The 18,346-nt window shown below is 69.1% G+C and carries 13 protein-coding genes; 3 read left to right on the plus strand and 10 right to left on the minus strand.

What is annotated here, in order from left to right; all coding sequences use genetic code 11:
* Positions 1-27: 27 nt before the first annotated feature.
* Positions 28-627 carry an NADPH-dependent FMN reductase gene (locus F9288_RS05805; protein ID WP_174835762.1) on the minus strand — a complete coding sequence of 200 codons (600 nt, stop codon included), beginning with the start codon at positions 625-627 and terminating at the stop codon, positions 28-30.
* Between the two features lie 63 nt (positions 628-690).
* On the opposite strand from F9288_RS05805, the gene F9288_RS05810 reads away from it, so the two are divergent.
* Positions 691-2,844, plus strand: coding sequence for a transglycosylase domain-containing protein (locus F9288_RS05810; RefSeq protein ID WP_254621086.1), 2,154 nt, complete (start codon positions 691-693; stop codon positions 2,842-2,844).
* Positions 2,845-2,938: 94 nt separating this feature from the next.
* Entirely contained in the window at positions 2,939-3,856 is a 918-nt protein-coding gene (locus F9288_RS05815) for a DMT family transporter (protein ID WP_174835763.1), read from the plus strand.
* Here the strand turns inward: F9288_RS05815 and F9288_RS05820 are convergent.
* Complete coding sequence (locus tag F9288_RS05820) at positions 3,766-4,593, minus strand: NAD(P)-dependent oxidoreductase (RefSeq protein ID WP_174835764.1); 828 nt, start codon at positions 4,591-4,593, stop codon at positions 3,766-3,768. The two genes, F9288_RS05815 and F9288_RS05820, sit on opposite strands and share 91 nt — an antisense overlap.
* A gap of 109 nt (positions 4,594-4,702) precedes the next feature.
* Complete coding sequence (locus F9288_RS05825) at positions 4,703-6,340, minus strand: M28 family peptidase (protein WP_174835765.1); 1,638 nt, start codon at positions 6,338-6,340, stop codon at positions 4,703-4,705.
* Between the two features lie 80 nt (positions 6,341-6,420).
* On the opposite strand from F9288_RS05825, the gene pepN reads away from it, so the two are divergent.
* The gene (pepN, locus tag F9288_RS05830) at positions 6,421-9,012 is read left to right on the plus strand and encodes an aminopeptidase N (protein ID WP_174835766.1); all 2,592 of its coding nucleotides are present in this window, start codon (positions 6,421-6,423) and stop codon (positions 9,010-9,012) included.
* A gap of 74 nt (positions 9,013-9,086) precedes the next feature.
* Here pepN and F9288_RS05835 read toward each other — a convergent pair whose 3' ends face one another.
* From F9288_RS05835 to F9288_RS05865, 7 genes are all read right to left on the minus strand, one after another.
* On the minus strand, positions 9,087-9,458 hold the full coding sequence (locus tag F9288_RS05835; protein ID WP_174835767.1) for a tRNA-binding protein: 372 nt from the start codon (positions 9,456-9,458) through the stop codon (positions 9,087-9,089).
* Entirely contained in the window at positions 9,458-10,129 is a 672-nt protein-coding gene (locus F9288_RS05840; protein ID WP_174835768.1) for a glutathione S-transferase family protein, read from the minus strand. Before F9288_RS05840 ends, F9288_RS05835 begins: the two co-directional genes overlap by 1 nt.
* Before the next feature lie 89 nt (positions 10,130-10,218).
* Positions 10,219-14,745, minus strand: coding sequence for a glutamate synthase large subunit (gene gltB / locus F9288_RS05845; protein ID WP_174835769.1), 4,527 nt, complete (start codon positions 14,743-14,745; stop codon positions 10,219-10,221).
* Positions 14,742-14,882: a hypothetical protein gene (locus F9288_RS05850; RefSeq protein ID WP_174835770.1), complete on the minus strand. Its 141-nt coding sequence runs from the start codon at positions 14,880-14,882 to the stop codon at positions 14,742-14,744. Before F9288_RS05850 ends, gltB begins: the two co-directional genes overlap by 4 nt.
* Positions 14,879-16,324, minus strand: coding sequence for an NAD(P)-dependent oxidoreductase (locus F9288_RS05855; RefSeq protein WP_174835771.1), 1,446 nt, complete (start codon positions 16,322-16,324; stop codon positions 14,879-14,881). The genes F9288_RS05850 and F9288_RS05855 overlap by 4 nt, the downstream gene beginning before the upstream one ends.
* A gap of 133 nt (positions 16,325-16,457) precedes the next feature.
* Entirely contained in the window at positions 16,458-17,267 is an 810-nt protein-coding gene (locus F9288_RS05860) for an undecaprenyl-diphosphate phosphatase (RefSeq protein ID WP_174835772.1), read from the minus strand.
* Positions 17,268-17,305: 38 nt separating this feature from the next.
* A complete protein-coding gene (locus F9288_RS05865) occupies positions 17,306-18,244 on the minus strand; it encodes a complex I NDUFA9 subunit family protein (protein WP_174835773.1) in 939 nt (312 codons plus the stop codon).
* Positions 18,245-18,346: the final 102 nt, after the last annotated feature.

The following is an 18,346-nucleotide window of genomic DNA, read 5'->3' on the forward strand; positions in this document are numbered from 1 at the left end:
ACGCCTGCCGGGCCGGAGGGTTTGCGCTCAGTCCTGTGTCAGCGGAGCGAAGCGGGCGACCTGCCGCCCGATCAGCCGAAGCTGCTCGACGACCGCCGGGTCGCTCGCGCCGCCGATGTCGTCGAACTTGGTGACCTGGCTGTTGATCGCGGCGGCGAATGGCGTCGGCCAGCCGCGCAGCGCGTGGACGATCGAGCGCAGCGCGGCGATCGTCGATCCGGTCGCCTGCCAGCCGTAGGCGGTGGCGATCAGCCCCACCGGCATGTCGGCCAGATACGGCCGCGCCTCGTCGCGCGCGGTTTCCTCGAGCAGATCGAGCGCATTCTTGACGAGACCGGAGATGCTGCCGTGATAGCCGGGGCTGGCGATGATCACCGCCGACGCCTGCCGCACGGTCTCGACGAACTCGCGCTCCTCCGCCGTGCGCTCCGGCGCGCGCGGGTCGTAGAGCGGCAGCTTCGCCATGTCCGCGCCGCCGAACATCCGCGTGCGGAAGCCGGCGTCGCACGCGGCCTCCAGCGCGATGCGCAAGGCGCGCTCCGTCGAGGACACGCCGCCGGTCGTGCCGCCGATACCCACCACCAGCGGCCGATCGTCGCCGCTTCCCGCTTTCGCTTCCGTCGTCATCGGGCTAAGCCCATTGCATGGCCCGGCCCCTTGCGGCAACTGTCTTATTGAAGTAATACGCTAATGGCCGACCGCCAAGACGACGACATGCACCCCGATTCACACGATATTGGCCGCCTGCGCTACAATCACGCGCCAGCCGAGCCGCGCAGCCCGCTGCCCGTTTTCGATGCGTGGCATGAGGGGGCGGGCGATCCGCCACCCGAATCGCCTCGCCGCACCCTCGCCGAACGCGCGCGGCGAATCTGGCGCTGGGCGGTGCGCGGCATGGCGGCGCTGATCGTCCTGCTCATCGTCGCTATCGCGTGGCTCGCGGTCACCGCGCCGCTGTCGCGCTCGCTGAAGCCGCCGACGCCGCCGTCGATCACGCTCACCGCGTCGGATGGCACGCCGATCGCGCGGCGCGGGGCGATCATCGGCGCGCCGGTCGACGCCGCGAAGCTGCCGCCGCACGTCCGTGAGGCGTTCATCGCGATCGAGGACCGGCGCTTCTATTCGCACTGGGGCATCGACCCGCGCGGCATCCTGCGCGCGGCCTGGGCCAATATCGGCCACGGCGGGGTGCGGCAGGGCGGCAGCACGATCACGCAGCAGCTCGCCAAGAACGCCTTCCTCGACGCCGACCGCACCGCCGGGCGCAAGCTGCGCGAGGTGCTGATCGCCTTCTGGCTGGAGGCGTGGCTGTCGAAGGACGAGATCCTCTCGCGCTATCTGTCGAACGTCTATTTCGGCGACAACGTCTATGGTCTGACGGCGGCGGCGAAACATTATTTCGGGCGCGCGCCGGACAAGCTCAACGTCGGGCAGGCGGCGATGCTCGCCGGGCTGGTCAAGGCGCCGTCGCGGCTCGCGCCGACAAGCAACCTGGCGGGCGCGCAGGCGCGCGAGATGGTGGTGGTCGGCGCGATGCAGGATGCCGGCTTCCTGACCAAGGGGGAGGCCGCGCGCGTCGAGCCGCAGCGCGTGCTGGCGAAACAGCCCGAGCAGCTTCCCAGTGGTACGTATTTCGCGGACTGGGTGCTGCCCGAGGCGCGCGATCAGGCGGGCGAGATCCGCAACGAGGCGGTGGTGCGCACCACGCTCGACCGCAATCTCCAGCGCACCGCCGAGCGCGTGATCCGGCAGGCCGGGCTGCGACAGGCGCAGGCCGCGCTGGTGGCGATGACGCGCGAGGGCGAGGTCGTCGCAATGGTCGGCGGGCGCGATTATGCGAAAAGCCCGTTCAATCGCGCGACGCAGGCGCGCCGCCAGCCGGGATCGACCTTCAAGCTGTTCGTCTATCTCGCCGCGATGCGCGCGGGGATGACGCCCGAGACGATCTTCGACGACGCGCCGGTGGAGATCGCCGGGTGGAAGCCGAAGAACGACGACAACAGCTATATCGGCAAGATCCCGCTGCGCCGTGCCTTCCAGCGTTCGTCGAACGTCATCGCCGCCCGCGTCACCGAGGAGGTGGGCGTCAAGAACGTGATCCGCGCCGCCCGCGATCTCGGCATTTCCACGCCGATCGCCAACGAGGCGACGATCTCGCTCGGCACGTCGGAGGTGTCGCTGCTGGAGCTGACCGCCGCCTTCGCCGGGGTGGCGGAAGGGCGCTATCCCGTGCAGGCGCGGGGGCTGAGGGACAATGGCGACAAGCCCTGGTATGCCGCGCTGACCGGCGGGCAGACGACGATGCCCGGCAAGATCCATGACGAGATGCTGGAGCTGCTCGCCGCCTCGATGCGCGGCACCGGGCGCGCGGCCGCGCTCTCCATCCCCGCTTACGGCAAGACAGGCACCTCGCAGAGCGGGCGCGACGCGTGGTTCATCGGCTTCGCGGGCGATCTCGTGGTCGGGGTATGGGTCGGCAATGACGACAACACGCCCAATCCGGGGTTGCACGGCGGCGGCATCCCAGCGCAGATCTGGCGCAATTTCATGGTCTCCGCGCTCGATCTCCAGCCGGTCGTCAAGGCGCCCGCACCGGAGGAGGTCGATCCCGAGGCGGCGATCGACGACGTGGCCGACAATGTGCTCGCGCCGGTCGCGGGCCAGATCAAGGACCAGCTCCAGGGGCAGTTGCAGGACCAGCTCAAGGGCATGGGGATCGACCTGAAGGTTGGACAGGACGGCTCGGTCTCGGTCAACAACCGTCCGCCTCCGCCGCCGTCCGGCCCGCCGCCGCGCCGCGACGATCGCGCGCCGCCGCCGGACGGTTCCCCGCCGCGCGATTGATCAGCGGGGCTTGTGACCGGCGCGGGAGATTTGGGTCGACAGCGCCGCGCGGGTGGGTAGAGCGGGCCGCGAACACGCGCCAACGGGGCACAGGATGATCGACACGACCCGCCCCAATTCCACCCGCGCCGCGATCCTGGTGCCGTTCGCGATCGTCACGCTGAACTGGGGCTCCACTTGGCTCGTCATCCGCGACCAGCTCAGCGTCGTGCCGGCGAGCTGGTCGGTCAGCTATCGCTTCCTCACCGCCGGCATCGCCATGCTCGCCTGGGCGCTCGTGAGACGCGAGCGGTTCGATTTCGACGCGCGCGGCTGGGGCTTCGCGGCGGCGCTGGGCGCGGCGCAGTTCGTGTTCAACTTCAACTTCGTCTATCGCGCGGAGCAGCATATCACCTCCGGGCTGGTCGCGGTGGTGTTCGCGCTGCTGCTGGTGCCCAATGCGCTGTTCGGGCGCATCTTCCTCGGCCAGAAGCTCGGGCGGCAGCTCATCGCCGGATCGACGGTGGCGATGGCCGGCGTCGTGCTGCTGTTCATCAACGAGGCGCGCAGCGACCCGCACGGCTCCGCCTCCGCGTTCATCGGCATCGCGCTCACCTGCTGCGCGATCCTCTCCGCCTCCAGCGCCAATGTGATGCAGGCGACGCAGATGGCGCGGCGCTATCCGATGAACGCCACGCTGGCGGTGGCGATGCTGATCGGCGCGACGCTGGATGCGATCTGGGCGTTGTCGACGACGGGGCCGCCCGTGTTCGAATGGCGCGCCGGCTATGTCGCGGGCATCCTCTATCTCGGGCTGGCGGCGTCGGCGCTGTGCTTCCCGCTCTATTTCAACGTGATCCGCGTGATCGGCCCGGCCAAGGCGGCCTATTCCAGCGTGATCGTGCCGGTGATCGCGATGTTCCTGTCGACGCTGTTCGAGGGCTATCGCTGGTCGCCGCTGGCGATCGGCGGCGCGGCGCTGGCGGGCGTGGGGCTGGTGATCGCGCTCACCGCGCGCAGGCCGGCGCGATAATCGGGATAAAGCGGCGTCCAGCCGAGCACGCGCTTCGCCTTGCCATTGGCGACGCGCCGGTTCTCCGCATAGAAGCCACGTGCCGCCGGGGAGAGTGCATCGAGCGCGACCAGCGGCGGCGGAGCCAGCCCTAGCAGCGCGACGGCATGGTCGATCACCTCATTCTGGCCCGCCGGCAGGTCGTCGGCGAGATTATACGCCCCCGCCGGCGCGTCGAACCCGGCGACCACCCCGCGCGCGATATCGGCGACGTGGATGCGGCTGAACACCTGCCCCGCCACGTCGACGCGGTGCGCCGTCCCCGCGCGCAGCCGGTCGAGCGGGGAGCGCCCCGGCCCGTAGATTCCGGGCAGGCGGAACACCCGCGCCCCGCGTGCCAGCCACGCCGCATCCGCCGCCGCCCGCGCGCCGCGCCGTCCGCCGCCGATGGGCGCGCTCTCGTCCACCCACGCCCCGCCGGTGTCACCATAGACGCCGGTCGATGAAAGGTAGCCGAGCCAGCGGCCGTCGAGGTGAGGGCCGTAGCGCGCGAGCACCGGGTCCGCGCCGACGGCGTCGGGCGGCACGCTCGACAGCACATGCGTCGCCGCCGCCAGCCCGGCGCGCACGGCTTCCTCGTCATCGAAGGCGATCGTGCCGTCGCGTCCGTCGCGCGTCGTCCCCAGCACCGGCCAGCCGCTCGCGTCGACGATCGCGCACGCGGCGTAGCCGAGACCGAAGACGAACAGCCGGCTCATCGCAGGATTCCTTTTTTACGGCGCGGGTCCGCTCTCCGACCCGGCCGCCAATCAAGGATACACTGAATGGGACGCCGGGTGGGAGAGCGGGCCGGCGCCGCGCACAATCTCATCGCGCCATCGGGCCGTTGAACAGCGTGCCGAAATAATCGCCCTTGTTCCACACCGGCCGCGCATCGGCATCGGCGATCTCGCGCGCGATGCGATAGTTCGCGTCGACGAAGCGCACCGCCTGATCCCACATGATCGGCTGGCGCAGGTCGTCCGACGGGCGGTGATAATGTTTTGCCATGAACGTCTCGATCGCCGCCTTGCCCGGCCCCTTCTCGCCCGGCCACAGGAAGACGGAGGGGATGCCGCGCTGCACGAAGTTGAAATGGTCCGATCGGACGAAGATCGCCTCGTCCGGCATCGGATCGGGCGACATGGTGACGCCGATCGTCCCCGCCGCCCGCGCGATCACCGGGCCGAGCGTCGAGCGATCGCCGCCGAACGCCACCATATCCTCGAAGCGATAGGTAAGGATCGGCATGTCGAGGTTCACGTCGGCGACGATCGTGTCGATCGGCCCGGTGGGATGCGCGGTGAACCACGCGCTGCCGATCAGCCCCTTCTCCTCGGCGGTGAAGGCGACGAACAGGATCGTGCGGCGCGGCGGCTGCTTCTCGAAGCGCTTCGCCTCCTCGATCAGGCTGGCGATGCCGATCGCGTCGTCGAGCGCGCCGTTGTTGATCGTGTCGCCGCTCGCATCGGGCGCGGTGATGCCGATATGGTCGAGGTGCGCGGAGAGCACCACCACCTGCTTGCCCAGCACCGGATCGCTGCCCGGCAACATGCCAACCACATTGGCCGAGCGCGCCTTGTCGAACGCGCTCGCCGTCTCGATCGCGAGCGTGCCGGGGAGCGGTTCGGCGGCGTAGCGCGGCGTCTTGCGCTGCGCCTCCTTCACCAGCGCGGCCCAGTTGGTACGCGCGCCGGCGAACAGCTTCGCCGCGCCCGCCTCGCTGAACGTGGCGACCACCGGGATCGGCGACGAGGCGTGGCCCGATCCGTCCGGCTCGGCCCAGGTCATGCGCGGCCTCGCGACACGCTCGACGGTGCGCGCGAAGGGCGGCCTGGCCTCGCCGCCCGGCGCGGCAAGCTGGATCATCCCGATCGCGCCGCGCGCGGCGGCGGCCGCCGCCTTGGTGTCGATCCCGCCGAGATAGGCGCGCTCCTCCGCGTTCATGTCGCGCGGGGAGCCGGGCAGCACCGCGACGATCCTGCCCTTGAGGTCCAGCCCCGCGAAATCGTCGCGCCCGTCGCTGCCGCCGGCGATGCCGAACCCGGCGAACACCACCGGCGCGTCGAGCGACACCTTCGCGCGCGCCGGATCGGCCAGCGCGACATAGTCGGTGCCCGCGACCAGCGCCTCCGCCTTGCCCGCCACCGAGCGCACCACGCGCCCGTCACCGTCCGGGCGATAGCTGACCAGCGGCACCTGTTGCAGATAGTCCCCGCCGTCGCCGCCGGGCCGCAGCCCCGCCGCCTCGAATCGCGACGCGACATATTGCGCGGCGATGTCATATTCGCCGCTCCCCGCCTCGCGCCCCTTCATCGCGTCGGAGGCGAGGAACATCACATGCGCCTTGATCGCCGCCTGAGCGGGCGGCAGCGGCGCCGGCGGCGTGTCCTGCGCGGCGAGCATGGCGGAAAGCGGGAGAAGGGCGGCGAGGCCCGCGCGGGCCAGCAGGGAAATGGCTTTCATATCTGCCCCGCGCCTAACACGCCGCCGCCCGCGTGCAAGGTTTCGATGGAACCACCGGGCGCGCCGGCTATATCTCCCTCATGATCGACGCCCAGACCGCCATTGCCGCGCCCGCCGTCACCCGGCGCGAGGATTATCGTCCGCCCGAATGGCTGGTGCCGGAAGTGGTGCTCGATTTCGATCTCGATCCCGCGCGGACCGTGGTGAAGGCGCGCTTCCGCGTCACGCGCAACGGCGATCATGCGGCGTCGCTCAAGCTCAACGGCGCGGGGCAGGCGCCACTCGCCGTGCTGGTCGACGGCGTGGCGGTGAACGGCTGGCGGCAGGAGGGCGACGATCTCCTCATCCCGCTCGACGGCGCCGCGCATGTGATCGAGACGGAGGTGGCGATCGCCCCCGATAGCAACACGCAGCTCATGGGGCTGTATGCGTCGGGCGGCATCCTATGCACGCAATGCGAGGCGGAAGGCTTCCGCCGCATCACTTATTTCCCCGACCGGCCCGACGTGCTCGCCACATGGCACGTGAAGATGACGGCGGACAAGGCGCGCTTCCCGGTGCTGCTGGCGAACGGCGACCCGATCGCGGCGGGCGATCTCGCGGACGGGCGGCACTGGGCGGAATGGCACGATCCGTTCCCCAAGCCCACCTATCTGTTCGCGCTGGTGGCGGGTGATCTCGCGGTCAATCGCGGCACGTTCGTCACGCAATCGGGGCGCGAGGTGGCGCTGGGCATCTGGGTGCGCGCCGCCGACCTGCCGCGCACCGACCACGCGCTCGACGCATTGAAAACGGCGATGGCGTGGGACGAGCGCGTCTATGGCCGCGAATACGACCTCGACGTGTTCAACATCGTCGCGGTGGACGATTTCAACTTCGGCGCGATGGAGAACAAGGGGCTGAACATCTTCAACAGCCGCTATATCCTCGCCGATCCCGACACCGCGACCGATTACGATTACGACGCGATCGCCGCCGTGGTGGCGCATGAATATTTCCACAACTGGTCCGGCAATCGCGTCACTTGCCGCGACTGGTTCCAGCTCTCGCTTAAGGAAGGCTTCACCGTCTATCGCGACCAGAGCTTCTCCGCCGACCAGGGATCGGCGGCGGTGAAGCGGATCGAGGACGTGCGCGGCCTGCGCGCCAGCCAGTTCCCGGAGGATGCCGGGCCGCTGGCGCATCCGGTGCGCCCGGAAAGCTATATCGAGATATCGAACTTCTACACCGCGACCATCTACAACAAGGGCGCGGAGCTGATCCGCATGATGGCGACGATCCTCGGCCCGGCGAGGTTCCGCGCCGCGACCGACCTTTATTTCGCGCGCTTCGACGGCACGGCGGCGACATGCGAGGATTTCGTGTCGTGCATGGAGGAGGCGGGCGGCGTCGATCTCTCGCGCTTCCGTCTGTGGTATGCGCAGGCCGGCACGCCGCGCGTCTCGGCCGGCATCTCGCACGACGGCGGGCGCGCCACGCTGCGGCTCGCCCAGCATGTGCCGCCGACGCCGGGCCAGCCGGACAAGCAGCCGATGGTGCTGCCGCTCAAGTTGCGCCTGTTCGGCGCGGAGACGGGGAAACCGCTCACCGACGAGCAACTCGTGCTGCTCGACACCGCCGCCGAGACGATCGTGTTCGACGATGTGGTCGAGCGCCCCGTGCTGTCGATCAATCGCGGCTTCTCCGCCCCGGTCATCATCGAGAGCGACCGCACCGCCGCCGATCTCGCCTTCCTCTCGGCGCATGACGACGATCCCTTCGCCCGCTACGAGGCGATGCAGCAGCTCATGCTCGACACGCTCGTCGCGGCGACGGTCGAGGGGCGGGCGGACCATCAGGCGGTGATCCGCGCGGTGGCCGGGACGCTGGCCAATCCCGCGCTCGACCGCGCGTTCGTGGCGGAGGCGGTGCTGCTGCCGTCGGAGAGCTTCATCGGCGACCAGCTCGCGACGGCCGATCCCGACGCGATCTTCGACGCGCGCGAGGCATTGCGCCGCGATCTCGGCGTCGCGCTGGCGGCGGCGTGGCGCGCCGCTTATGACGCGGCGGGGAACGAGCCTTATGCCTACAACCCGCACGCCAAGGGGCTGCGGCGGCTGCGCAATGTCGCGCTCGGCTATATCGCGGCGAGCGGCGCGGCGGATGCGGCGCGGCTCGCCTTCCGCCAGTTCGAGGCGGCGGACAACATGACCGACCGGCAGGCGGCGCTCACCACGCTCGCCAACAGCGAATGGGACGAGCGCGAGGCGGCGCTCGATATCTTCCATTATCGCTATGCGGACAATCCGCTGGTGCTCGACAAATGGTTCCAGACGCAGGCGCTGTCGACGCGCGGCGATACGCCGGCGGTGGTCGCGCAGCTTGCCGAGCATCCCGATTTCACGCTCGCCAACCCCAATCGCGCGCGCAGCCTGGTCGGCGCGTTCAGCGTCAACCAGCGCGCCTTCCACGTCATCGACGGGAGCGGCTATCGCTTCGTCGCCGATCAGATCGTCGCGCTCGACCGGATCAACCCGCAGACCGCCGCCAGACTTCTCCCCCCGCTCGGCCGCTGGCGGCGCTTCGACGAGGACCGCGCGGCGCTGATGAAGGCGGAGCTGGAGCGGATCGTCGCGACGGCGGGGCTGTCGAAGGATACGTTCGAGCAGGCGTCGAAGAGCCTGGAGGGATAATCCCATCGTCATGCCGGCGAAAGCGGGCGTCTCATGCGGTACGCGACCCGGCCTGCGCCGGTGACGCTATCCGGTCAGAACAACCTTCCCCCGTCCGGCACCCGCTCGCTCGGGCCGATCAGCACGACCCTGCCGTCCGCGTCGGGGAAGCCGAGCGTCAGCACCTCGCTCATCATCGGCCCGATCTGGCGCGGCGGGAAGTTGACCACCGCCGCCACCTGCCGCCCCACCAGAGTCTCGGGCGCATAATGTTCGGTGATCTGTGCGGAGGAGCGCTTCACGCCGATCGTCGGGCCGAAATCGATCGTCAGCCTGAACGCCGGCTTGCGCGCCTCCGGGAAGGGATCGGCCGCGACGATCGTGCCGACGCGGATATCGACCTTCAGGAAATCGTCGAAGCCGATCCGGTCCGCCGCCGGCGCGGCGGAATCGTGATTCACGTGCATCAGAAGTCCGGGTTCTCGTAATAGGACGGCGGCTCGATCCCGCGCATCCGCTCGGCGAGCAGCGGGCGGAAGCTGCGCCGGCTCTTGAACGCCGAATACCATGCCTTGGCATGGGTGTGCCCGCTCCAGTCGATCCCGCCGAGATAGTCGGCGACCGAGATCTGCGCGGCGGCGGCGAGATCGGCGAGGCTGATCGTCGCGCCGCCCATCCATTTGCGGTGATCGAGCAGGAAATCGATGTAATCGAGATGCCCGATCGCCGACTTCATCGCCTCGCGCAGCCGCGACGCGTCTGGCGAGGCGCGGTGGACGATGCGCTTCACCATCCGTTCGTGCAGCAGCGGCCCGGTGACGTCGCGGAAGAATTGCGTGTCGAACCACGTCACCAGCCGGCGGATCTCCGCGCGGTTGGCGGCGGTGCCGTTGATCATCTGCGCCTTGTCGACCGTCTCCTCGAAATATTCGCAGATCGCCATCGAATCGATCAGCAGGATATTGCGGGTCGGATCGGCCATCACCGGGGTCTGCCCGGTGGGGTTCATGTCCACGAACTCGTCGCGCCGCGCCCACGGCTCCTCGGGCACCAGCTCGTAGCCGACGTCCTTCTCGTTGAGCAGCGCGCGCACCTTGCGCGTGAACGGACACAAGGTGAATTGGTAGAGCTGCCACATGCCCCCACCCATAAGCCGGGTGGAGGCGATGCGGCAACGCGGATTGCGATCATCTTGTCTCACCGCTCCCCGGAAGAGGAGGGGCGCCGCTACTCCGCCGCTTCCAGCACCTCGCTGTCGTCGAGCGGATGCGCGAGTCGGGTGAGCATCTCCTTCGGCACGACCTGCCAGAAATGTCCGGCCTCGCGCTCCCAATCCTCGAGGATGCCGCGCGACCATTTGCTGTCGGTCACCTCGGCATGCTCGCGGATCAGGTTCCTGAGCACGCTTTCCCAGTGGAGCGAGGAGAGCCGCTGCCACACGATGCTCTCCGGGTTGGCGCGCCGGGCGAAGGTGCCCTTGGGATCATGGACGAAGGCCATGCCCCCGGTCATGCCCGCGCCGAAGTTCGCGCCGACCTCGCCCAGCACCACCGCGATGCCGCCGGTCATGTACTCGCAGCCGTTCGCCCCGCAGCCCTCGACCACCACGGTCGCGCCCGAGTTGCGCACCGCGAAGCGTTCGCCCGCCTGCCCGGCCGCGAACAGCCGCCCGGCGGTCGCGCCGTAGAGCACGGTGTTGCCAATGATCGTATTGTCCTGGCTGGCGAGCGGCGAGGATACCGCCGGCCGCACCACGATCACGCCGCCGGACAGGCCCTTGCCGACATAATCGTTCGCGTCGCCGAACACTTCCAGCTTCACGCCCTTGACGAGGAACGCGCCGAGGCTCTGCCCGGCCGAGCCGCGCAGGCGGATCGTGACGTGATCGTCGTTGAGCTTGTCCATGCCGAAGCGCGCGGTGATCTCGCTCGACAGCCGCGTGCCCACCGCGCGATGCGTGTTGCGCACCGAATAGGTGAGCTGCATCTTCTCGCCGCGCGAGAAGACCGCCGCCGCATCCTTGATGATCTGCGCGTCGAGGCTGTCGGGCACCTCGTTGCGGAAGGTCGGCAGGCTGAAGCGCCGCTCGTCGTCCGCCGCGTCGACCTTGGCGAGGATCGGGTTGAGATCGAGATCGTCGAGATGCTCCGCGCCGCGATTGACCTGACGCAGCAGCTCGGTGCGGCCGATCACCTCGTCGAGGCTGCGCACGCCGAGCCGCGCGAGGATGTCGCGCACCTCCTCGGCGATGAAGGTCATCAGGTTGATGACCTTCTCCGGCGTGCCGACGAACTTCGCGCGCAGCTTCTCGTCCTGCGTGCAGACGCCGACCGGGCAGGTGTTCGAATGGCACTGACGCACCATGATGCAGCCCATCGCCACCAGCGACAGCGTGCCGATGCCGAACTCCTCCGCGCCGAGGATCGCGGCGATCACGATGTCACGCCCGGTCTTGAGGCCGCCGTCGGTGCGCAGCTTGATCCGCCCGCGCAGGCCGTTGAGCGTCAGCACCTGGTTGACCTCGCTCAGCCCCATTTCCCACGGCGTCCCGGCATATTTGATGCTGGTCTGCGGGGAAGCGCCCGTGCCGCCGACATGGCCGGAAACGAGGATTACGTCGGCATGGGCCTTCGCCACGCCGGCCGCCACCGTGCCGATGCCCGCAGAGGAGACGAGCTTCACGCACACCCGCGCGCGCGGGTTGATCTGCTTCAGGTCGTAGATGAGCTGGGCGAGGTCTTCGATCGAATAGATGTCGTGGTGCGGCGGCGGGGAGATCAGCGTCACCCCCGGAGTCGCGTGGCGCAACTTCGCGATGAACTCGGTCACCTTGAAGCCGGGAAGCTGCCCGCCCTCGCCGGGCTTGGCGCCCTGCGCGACCTTGATCTCGATCTCCTCGCAGGCGTTGAGATATTCGGCCGTCACGCCGAACCGCCCGCTGGCGATCTGCTTGATCGTCGAATTGGCGTTGTCGCCGTTGGCATAGGGCTTGTAGCGCACCTTGTCCTCGCCGCCCTCGCCCGACACCGCCTTGGCGCCGATGCGGTTCATCGCGATCGCCAGCGTCTCGTGCGCTTCCGGGCTAAGCGCGCCGAGCGACATGCCCGGCGTCACGAAACGCTTGCGGATCTCGGTGATCGGCTCGACCTGATCGACCGGCAGCCCCTCCGCCGGGAAGTTGAACTGCAACAGGTCGCGCAGGTAGATCGGCGGCAGGTCCGCCACCCCGCGCGAGAATTGCAGGTAGGTCGAATAGCTGTCGGTCGACACCGATGTCTGCAACAGGTGCATGAGCTGCGCCGAATAGGCATGCGCCTCGCCGGTGTTGCGCTGGCGGTAGAAGCCGCCGATCGGCAGGTTGACGACGGCGGTGTCGAACGCCGCCTCGTGCCGTTCCACGGCATTGATGTGGAGCGAGGCATAGCCTTCGCCCGAGATCTTCGCCGGCATGCCGGGGAACAGGTCGTTCACCAGAGCGCGGGAAAGCCCGACCGCCTCGAAATTATAGCCGCCGCGATAGCTGGAGATCACCGCGATCCCCATCTTCGACATGATCTTGAGCAACCCCTCCTCGATCGCGGTGCGGTGGCGTTCGAGGCATTGCTCCATCGACAGGTCGCCGAACAGGCCGCGCGCATGGCGGTCGGCGATCGCCGCCTCCGCCAGATAGGCATTCACCGTCGTCGCGCCGACGCCGATCAGCACCGCGTAATAATGCGTGTCGAGGCATTCGGCGGTGCGGATGTTGACCGAGGCATAGGAGCGCAGGCCGCGCCGCACGAGATGCGTGTGCACCGCCGCCGCCGCCAGCACGCCGGGGATGGCGATCCGGTCCGGCCCGATATGCTCGTCGGTGAGGAATATCTCGCTGCGCCCCTCGCGCACCGCCTGCTCGGCCTGGTTGCGGATGCGCTGGATCGCGGCGCGCAGCCGCTCCGCCCCGCCATCCGCCTCGAACGTGCAGTCGATCTCGGCGGCGGCGTTGCCGAACCATGCCTTGAGCCGGCCCCACATCGCGGAGGTGAGCACCGGCGAATCCATCACCAGCACGCGCTCGCGCCGGTCCTCGGTGTCGAGGATGTTGGCGAGGTTGCCGAAGCGCGTCTTGAGCGACATCACATAGCGCTCGCGCAGGCTGTCGATCGGCGGGTTCGTCACCTGCGAGAAATTCTGCCGGAAGAACTGGCTGATGAGGCGCGGCTTGTCCGAGATGACGGCGAGCGGCGTGTCGTCGCCCATCGAGCCGATCGCCTCCTTGCCCGTCTCGACCATCGGCGCGAGGATCAGCTCCATGTCCTCCAGCGTCTGCCCGGCGGCGACCTGGCGGCGCGTCAGGTCGGCGCGGTCGAAGCGCGGCACGCTGTCGGCGGGGGCGGGCGGCAGATCGGCGAGCGTCGCGAAATTGCCGATCATCGCGGCATAGTCCTGCTCGCCCGCGATCCGGTCCTTGATCGCGCGATCGTGGTAGATGCGACCCTCCGCCAGATCGACCGCGATCATCTGCCCCGGCCCGAGCCGGCCCTTGGCGACCACGGTGGATTCTGGGACGACGACCATGCCGCTCTCCGAGCCGACGATCAGCAGCCCGTCCGCTGTCTCGGTATAGCGCAGCGGGCGCAGCGCGTTGCGGTCCATGCCCGCCACCGCCCAGCGCCCGTCGGTCATGGCGAGCGCGGCGGGGCCGTCCCACGGCTCCATCACGCTGGCGAGATATTGGTACATCGCGGCGTGCGCGGGCGGCAGGTCCTCCTCGCCGCCGCGCCATGCCTCCGGCACCAGCATCAGCTTGGCGGTCGGCGCGTCGCGGCCCGAGCGGCAGATCGCCTCGAACGTCGCGTCGAGCGCGGCGGTGTCGCTCGCGCCGGCCGGGATCACCGGCTTGATGTCCTCCGAATGCTCGCCGAACGCGATCGAGGCCATGCGGATCTCGTGGCTGAGCATCCAGTTCTTGTTGCCGCGGATCGTGTTGATCTCGCCATTGTGCGCGAGGCAGCGGAAAGGCTGCGCCAGCCACCATTGCGGGAAGGTGTTGGTGGAATAGCGCTGGTGGAAGATCGCGACGCGGCTCTCGAAACGCTTGTCGACCAGATCGGGGTAGAAGACCGACAGGCTCTCGGCGAGGAACAGCCCCTTGTAGATGATCGAGCGGCAGGAGAGCGAGCAGATGTAGAAGCCCTGGATCTGCGCCGCGATCACGCGCTTCTCGATCCGGCGACGGATCAGGTAGAGGTTCTTCTCGAACTCCGCCGCGTCCACCTCGTCCGGCATCGGGCCGGCGATCATGATCTGCTCGATCTCGGGGCGCGTCTCCTGCGCCTTGCGGCCGATCACCGAAACGTCCACCGGCACCTGCCGCCAGCCGTAGATCGTGTAGCCCGCCTCGATGATCGCGCTTTCGACGATCGTGCGACACGTCTCCTGCGCGCCGAGATCGGTGCGCGGCAGGAAGATCATGCCCACCGCCAGCCGGTTCGGCAGCACCTTGTGGCCGCCCACCGCGATCGCATCGTCGAAGAAGCGGATCGGCAGGTCGACGTGGATGCCGGCGCCGTCGCCGGTCTTGCCGTCGGCATCGACCGCGCCGCGATGCCACACCGCCTTCAGCGCGTCGATCGCCGACTGGACGACGCGGCGCGACGGCCGTCCGTCAGTCGCGGCGACGAGGCCGACGCCGCAGGCATCGGATTCCAGCTCGGGGCGGTACATGCCATGGGTGGCGAGATAGTCGCGCTGTTCGGCGAGGGTATCGGTCATGATTTCCTGCTCCCGTTCTCGGGCAACATTTCCTGTGTGATGCGCTCGAAGGCGCGGGCGCCTGTTTCCCTGCCGGCCACGCTGCCAAGTTCCCGGCCGTCAGCGCTCATCTTCGCCTGAAGCGCGCGCCGCATCATGCCGCTTCCTTCCGGCGCGTGACTTTCGCCTGCGCCTTCAGCCATGCGTGCATCTGCGCCGCCACGTCCTGCCCGTCACGGATCGCCCACACCACGAGGCTCGCGCCGCGCACGATGTCGCCGGCGGCGAACACGCCCTCTAGGTTGGTCATCAGCGTCTTGCCGTCGACCAGCACCGTGCCCCAGCGCGTCACGCCCAGTTCCGGCGCGTTCCACAGCCGGGGCAGTTCCTCCGCGTCGAAGCCCAGCGCCTTGATGACGAGATCGGCGGGGAAGGAGACCTCGTTGCCCGGATCGATCTCCGGCGCACGGCGGCCGCTGGCGTCGGCCGCGCCGAGCCGCATCCGGCTGGCGCGGACGCTCGTCACCCTGTCGCCGTCGAACGCCAGCGGGGCGGAGAGCCAGACGAACTCGACACCTTCCTCCTCCGCATTGGCCACCTCGCGCTGGCTGCCCGGCATATTGGCGCGATCGCGGCGATAGAGGCATTTCACGCTCTTGGCGCCCTGCCGGATCGCGGTGCGCACGCAATCCATCGCGGTGTCGCCGCCGCCGACCACCACGACATGCTTGCCGGCCGCGTCGAGACTGCCGTCGTCGAACGCCGGCACCGCGTCGCCGAAGCCCTTGCGGTTCGAGGCGGTGAGATAGTCGAGCGCCTCGACCACGCCGGACGCGCCGTTGCCCGGCACGTCGATCGCGCGGGCGCGATAGACGCCGGTGGCGATCAGAACGGCGTCGTGCCGGCGGCGCAATTCCTCCAGCGTCGCGTCGCGCCCGACCTCGAAGCCCTCGTGGAAGACGATCCCGCCCTCGCGCAGCCGCTCGACCCGCCGCATCACCACCGGCTTCTCCAGCTTGAAGCCGGGGATGCCATAGGTCAGCAGCCCGCCCGCGCGGTCGTGCCGATCATAGACGTGCACCTCATAGCCGTCGCGGCGCAGATATTCCGCCGCCGCCAGCCCCGCCGGCCCCGCGCCGATCACGCCGACCGACTGGCCGCGCGCCGGACCGGGCCGGAGCGGTTCGACCCAGCCTTCCTCCCACGCGGTGTCTGTGATGAACTTCTCGACCGAGCCGATCGTCACCGCGCCGTGCCCGGAGAATTCGATCACGCAATTGCCCTCGCACAAACGGTCCTGCGGGCAGATACGACCGCAGATTTCCGGCATGGTCGAGGTGCTGTTGCTCAGTTCATAGGCCTCCTTGAGCCGGCCCTCGGCGGTCAGCCGCAGCCAGTCCGGGATATGGTTGTGGAGCGGGCAATGCACCGAGCAATAGGGCACCCCGCATTGCGAGCAGCGCGACGCCTGATCCCGCGCCGCCGGCACCGCATAGCGATCCGCGATCTCGCGGAAGTCCGCCGCGCGCTCGGCGGCACCGCGCTTGCCCGGATAGGACTGCGCCTCCGCGACGAATCGAAGCATCTTCTCACCAGCCATAAGCCCTCCGCCGTCCCCGTTCTCACAGGCGCGGCGAGACAACAAGTCAGTAATGCTGTCCTATATGGGCGATTCCGCAGCCGGGCGTCTCGATGCGGTGCTCAGTCGTTCCTTTTTTGAGGCCGATTCGGACTTATCTCATCGCGATCGCCGCCAGCGCGACGATTCCCGCGATGATCCGATACCAGGCGAAGGGCTGGAAGCCGTGCCGCGTCACCACCCGCATGAACCAGCGCACCACCACCATCGCCACCACGAAGGAGATGACGAAGCCGATCGCGATCGAGTTGAGATGCGCCCCGCTCAACTCGTGCCGCGCCTTCCACAAGGTCAGCGCGGTGGCGCCGAGCATCGTCGGGATGGCGAGGAAGAAGCTGTATTCCGCCGCCGTCTCGCGGCTCACCCCCATCGAGCGGGCGCCCATGATCGTCGCGCCCGAGCGGCTGACGCCGGGGATCATGGCGAGGCATTGCACCACGCCGATGCCCAGCGCGGTGCGCCATGTCATGCTCTCGACCGAATCGGTCCGCGCGGGTGGGGCGACGCGCTCGATGAACAGGATCGCGATGCCGCCGACGATCAGTGCGATCGCCACCACCAGCGGCGCGATCACCGGCGCCTCCAGCACCGCCTTGATCGCCTTGTACGCGACCGCGCCGACCACCGCCGCCGGCAGGAAGCCGAGCAGTACGTTGCGGGTGAAGGCGATCGCGTCCGGATCACGCCGCAGCAGGCCGTGCGCGACCTTCACGAAGCGCCGCCAGAACAGCACCACCACGGCGAGGATCGCGCCGAGCTGGATCACGATGTCGAACACCGCGTCCGCCTCCGGCAATCCCAGCAGCGCGCCTGCGAGGATGAGGTGCCCGGTCGAGGAGACGGGCAGGAATTCGGTCACGCCTTCGACGATCCCGAGCAGGATCACGATCAGCAGGTCGTTCATGGATGGTCCTCGGTCGGCGCCCGGGGGCGCGCGGGGGATCAGGCTTGCGCGGTCGTCATCGCGAAGCGGCCGGCGCGGCGATAGCGCACCAGCCAGCCCGGCGCGACCGCCGCAAGCGGCGTCGGCGTCACGCCCAGCGCGGCCAGCCCCTCGGCGCCGGGCGCGACGACGGTGTCGCGCTGGAGCAGCTTCCACTGGTCGGCGGTGATCGGCGCGCCCGGCAGGAAGCCGAACGCGGCGATCACCCGTCCGGCGACGTCGGGCAGCGCCGGCAATGCCGGGTCACGCCCGATCGCGCGTGCGATCCAGCGGTGCAGCTCCAGCAAGGTCAGGACGTCCGGCCCGCCGAGTTCATAGACATGGTCGCCGAAGCGATCCGGCATCGCGAGCGCCGCGACCGCGGCAGCCGCGACATCGCCGACGAACACCGGCTGGAAGCGGGTCGCCGCGCGCAGCACCGGGACGACCGGCGACATCGCGATCATGCCGGCGAAGCGGTTGATGAACCGGTCCTCGCGGCCGAACACGGTCGCCGGGCGCAAGATCGTGGCATTGGGGAAGGCGGCGCGCACCGCCGCCTCACCTTCGCTTTTGGTGCTGGCATAGCGCGACGGCGAATCGGCATCCGCCCCGATCGCGGAGAAGTGGACGAGCGATTCCGCGCCGCTCGCCCGCGCCGATTCCGCCACCGCGCGCGCGCCGTCGACATGGATGCGCCTGAGGTCGCCGGAGAAGCTGCCGGCGAGGTTCACGACATGCCGCGCACCCTCTACGGCGCGTGCGATCGTGTCGGGTTTCGTCACGTCGGCGGCGACGAACTGCGTCTGCCCGAGTCCGCCGAGCGGCTTCAGGAACCATGCCTCGCGCGGATCGGGCTGCGCGACCCGCACCCGAGCGCCCGCCGCGAGCAGCGCCTGCGCCACGTAGCGGCCGATAAAGCCTCCTCCGCCGACGAGCGTGACCAACCTGTCCTTCATGCGCGAGCTGTCCAAATGCGATTTTCGATGTGCCGCGCCTACCCCTGTCGCCGCCCGGTTGACAAGGCCACGCCGCGTCCACTAGAGGCGCCGGCCTACCCC

Source organism: Sphingomonas sp. CL5.1, from assembly GCF_013344685.1.
GTDB lineage: Bacteria > Pseudomonadota > Alphaproteobacteria > Sphingomonadales > Sphingomonadaceae > Sphingomonas.